Annotated in this window: 4 protein-coding genes; 2 read left to right on the forward strand and 2 right to left on the reverse strand. The window is 77.1% G+C overall.

Annotation, left to right across the window (positions count from 1 at the left end; genetic code table 11):
- Positions 1-113 precede the first annotated feature (113 nt).
- Complete coding sequence (locus A0J59_RS20975; protein WP_064317348.1) at positions 114-1,148, forward strand: thiamine-phosphate kinase; 1,035 nt, start codon at positions 114-116, stop codon at positions 1,146-1,148.
- A 9-nt stretch (positions 1,149-1,157) separates the two neighbouring features.
- On the opposite strand, the gene A0J59_RS20980 is transcribed toward A0J59_RS20975, so the two are convergent.
- Together A0J59_RS20980 and rpmB are read right to left on the reverse strand one after the other, a co-directional pair.
- A complete protein-coding gene (locus tag A0J59_RS20980) occupies positions 1,158-1,673 on the reverse strand; it encodes a GNAT family N-acetyltransferase (protein ID WP_053371462.1) in 516 nt (171 codons plus the stop codon).
- A gap of 175 nt (positions 1,674-1,848) precedes the next feature.
- Complete coding sequence (gene rpmB / locus A0J59_RS20985) at positions 1,849-2,040, reverse strand: 50S ribosomal protein L28 (RefSeq protein ID WP_024840757.1); 192 nt, start codon at positions 2,038-2,040, stop codon at positions 1,849-1,851.
- Between the two features lie 323 nt (positions 2,041-2,363).
- Here rpmB and A0J59_RS20990 point away from each other — a divergent pair.
- A partial coding sequence (locus A0J59_RS20990) for a DAK2 domain-containing protein (protein WP_156533226.1) occupies positions 2,364-3,171 on the forward strand: 808 nt, incomplete at its 3' end.

Consider the following 3,171-nt stretch of genomic DNA (forward strand, 5'->3'; position numbering starts at 1 on the left):
GCGCACCGGGGTGGGTGGACGGCGAGGCAGGAGGGACGGCGTCGAGCACGCGACCACCGTAGCGGCCCACGGAGGGTGCCCGTGACCGCCCGGGCGGCGACTAGGGTGGCCGCGTGAGCGAGACGCCCCTGCTGGTCCGCGACGTGCCCGAGGAGGCGCTCCTCGCCCGGATCTTCCCCCTGCTGCCCACCGCGCCGACCACCCTCGTCGGGCCGGGGGACGACTGCGCCGTCGTCGCGGCGCCCGACGGCCGCTACGTCGTGTCGACCGACGTCCTCGTCGAGGACCGGCACTTCCGCCGGCGCTGGTCGTCCGGGTACGACGTCGGGTGGCGGGCCGCGGTGCAGAACCTCGCCGACGTCGTGTCCATGGGCGCGCGCCCCGCGGCGCTCGTCGTGTCGCTCGTCATGCCCGGCGACCTGCCCGTCGACTGGGTCACCGGCCTGGCGCGGGGGCTCGCCGACGCGTGCACGCCGCTCGGGGCCGCGGTGGTCGGCGGGGACCTGTCGGGGGGCGACCAGGTCGTCGTCGCGGTCACGGTCCACGGGGACCTCGAGGGCCGCGCCCCCGTGCTGCGCTCCGGCGCCCGGCCGGGCGACGTCGTCGCCCTCGCGGGGAGCCTGGGCCGGTCAGCGGCGGGCCTCGCGCTGCTCGACGCCGACCGGGCGGACCTCGACGACGCGCTCGTCGTCGCGCACCTGCGTCCCGACCCTCCGCTCGCCGCGGGTCCCGCGGCCGCCGACGCCGGCGCGACCGCGATGATGGACGTGTCCGACGGGCTGCTGCGGGACGCGGGCCGGATGGCGCGGGCGAGCGGCGTCCTCGTGGACCTCGAGCTCGCCGCCCTGACGACGGACCGCGACCGGCTGCGCGCGGCGGCGGCCGCGCTCGACGGCGGGAGCGGGCACGGCGCGAGCGGGGACGGCGACGCCGGGGCAGACGTCGCCGACCGTGCCGAGGGCTGGGTGCTGTCGGGAGGCGAGGACCACGCGCTGCTCGCGACGTTCCCCGCCGACGCCGACCTGCCCGACGGCTTCCGGGCGATCGGCAGGGTGCGCACCGTGGACGGCGACGGCGACGGCGCCGGGGTGCGGGTCGACGGCCGCCTCGCGCACCGCGCGACCGGGTGGGACCACTTCCGCGCGTGAGCGCGGCGGTCAGCCCCGGCGGTAGCGGACGGCGGTGAGGTCCTTGCCGCCGATGTCGTCACGGCGCTCGACGCCGTCCGGCGTGAAGCCGTGGCGACGGTAGAAGCGGCGCGCGCGCTCCGCGTCCTCGAGGACCCAGAGCGTGACGGTCGTGCCGGGTCGCACCTCGCCGAGCATGGTGCGCATGAGGTCGCGCGCGACGCCGCGGCCCCAGGACTCGGGGTCCAGGTAGATGGCGAAGATCTCGAGGTCGCCCGGCTCGGCGTCCTCGTCGCGGCTGGGGCCGAGGGTGGCGAAGCCGATCGTGCGGCCGTCGGCGTCGGCGAGCCACGTGCGGGCGCCGGGGGTGGCGAGGCTCTGGACCCAGTGCTGCTCACGCTGGTCGTGGTCGAGCGAGGCCAGGTACTCGTCGGGCACGATGCCCGCGTAGGCGCCTCTCCAGGACGCGATGTGCACGGCCGCGATGGCGCTCGCGTCCGCGGGAGCGGCCGGGCGGATGGTTACCTCGCTCAGTTCCGTCACCATGCACAAAGACTGCCACCGTGGCTCGGATCCGCCAAACCGCTTTGTCCTGATCTTCAGGAGATCTCCGCATCTCGGGAAGCGGCAGGCCGCGGCCGGAGCCGGTGGCGAGGCGCAGAGACGACGAGAGCGCCTGCCGGGATCCGGCAGACGCTCTCGTCAGGAAGTCTCGCGAGGCTCAGGCGGGACGGGTGACCTTCCCGGCCTTGAGGCAGGAGGTGCACACGTTGAGACGCTTGGGCGTCCCCGCGACCACGGCGCGCACGCGCTGGATGTTCGGGTTCCAGCGGCGCTTCGTCCGGATGTGGGAGTGCGAGATGCTGTGCCCGAAGCCCGGGCCCTTGCCGCAGACGTCGCAGTTGGCAGCCACGGTTTCTCCTGATCGTCGTGCACGTCGCGCACGCAGCGGCGACGTCCTGAATGGTCTGTAGGGTGTCTCGCCCGGTGTTCCTCGGCGGCTCCTCGACGGTGTCGAGGGCGCGCGAAGCACCCGGGCAACCTCGTCAGGGTAGCCGATCGGAGGGCCTGAGCTCAAACCGGGCGCTCGTCACACCCTCGGGTGCCCGGAGGTGCGTCGGCGCGCGCCCCGACGGCACGCGCGGTTGACTACCGTGGTCCCGACGGCCCGCGGTGCCGTCCGACCGTCCGGCCGCCCGGTCCGGTCGTCCCCCGAGCGCGAGGAGCCGGTCCGACGTGAGCCCCGGAGCCGACGTGGTCGACGCCGCCGTCGTCGTCGCGTGGGGCCGTGGCGGCGTCCGCGCGCTCGCCGCCGCGCGCGAGGCGCTCGACCGCGTGAACGTCTTCCCCGTCGCGGACGCCGACACGGGCACCAACATGTACCTCACGCTCCTCGACGCGGTCCGGGCGCTGCCGGGCGGTGACGCGACGTCAGCCGCGGAGACGGGTGCGGCGGGCGGCGCCGGCGACCTGCTCGTGCGGCTGGCCCGCGGCGCGCTCGTCGGGGCGCGCGGCAACTCGGGAGTCATCCTCAGCGAGTACCTCCGCGGGATCGCGCTCGCGCTCGCCGAGCACCGGACCGTGACCGGTGCCGAGCTCGCGGCCGGCCTCGAGCGCGCCGCCCGCACCGCCCGCGGCGCGGTCGCGCGTCCCGCGCCCGGCACGATCCTCACGGCGGCCGACGCCGCGGCGCGCGCCGCGGCGACCGCGTCGCAGGGGCCGGGCGCGTCCTCGCCCGCGGTCGTCGCGGCGGCGGCCCGGGACGCGGCGCGTGCCGCGGCGCTGCGCAGCACCGGCGAGCTCGACGTGCTCGCCCGGGCGCAGGTCCTGGACGCCGGAGCGCTCGGCCTCGTGCTGGTCCTCGGCGCCCTCGTCGCGGCGCTCGACGCGCGCGTCGCGGCGACCGAGCCCGTGGCCGCCGCCTCCGCCCCGCTCCTCGCGCTCGGTGGGCACGACGACGCCGGGCCCGCGGGGGCGGGCGTGTCGGAGGTGCTCGGCATGATGGCCGGCATGGTGCCGGTGCAGGGCTCCCCCGGGGGCCCGG

The organism is Cellulosimicrobium sp. I38E (assembly GCF_001647255.1).
Taxonomy (GTDB): Bacteria; Actinomycetota; Actinomycetes; order Actinomycetales; family Cellulomonadaceae; genus Cellulosimicrobium; species Cellulosimicrobium cellulans_E.

What these genes read in the sequence shown, in the direction of transcription:
- A0J59_RS20980 (WP_053371462.1), bottom strand. Translation starts at nt 1,673, where the DNA reads ATGGTGACGGAACTGAGCGAGGTAACCATCCGCCCGGCCGCTCCCGCG.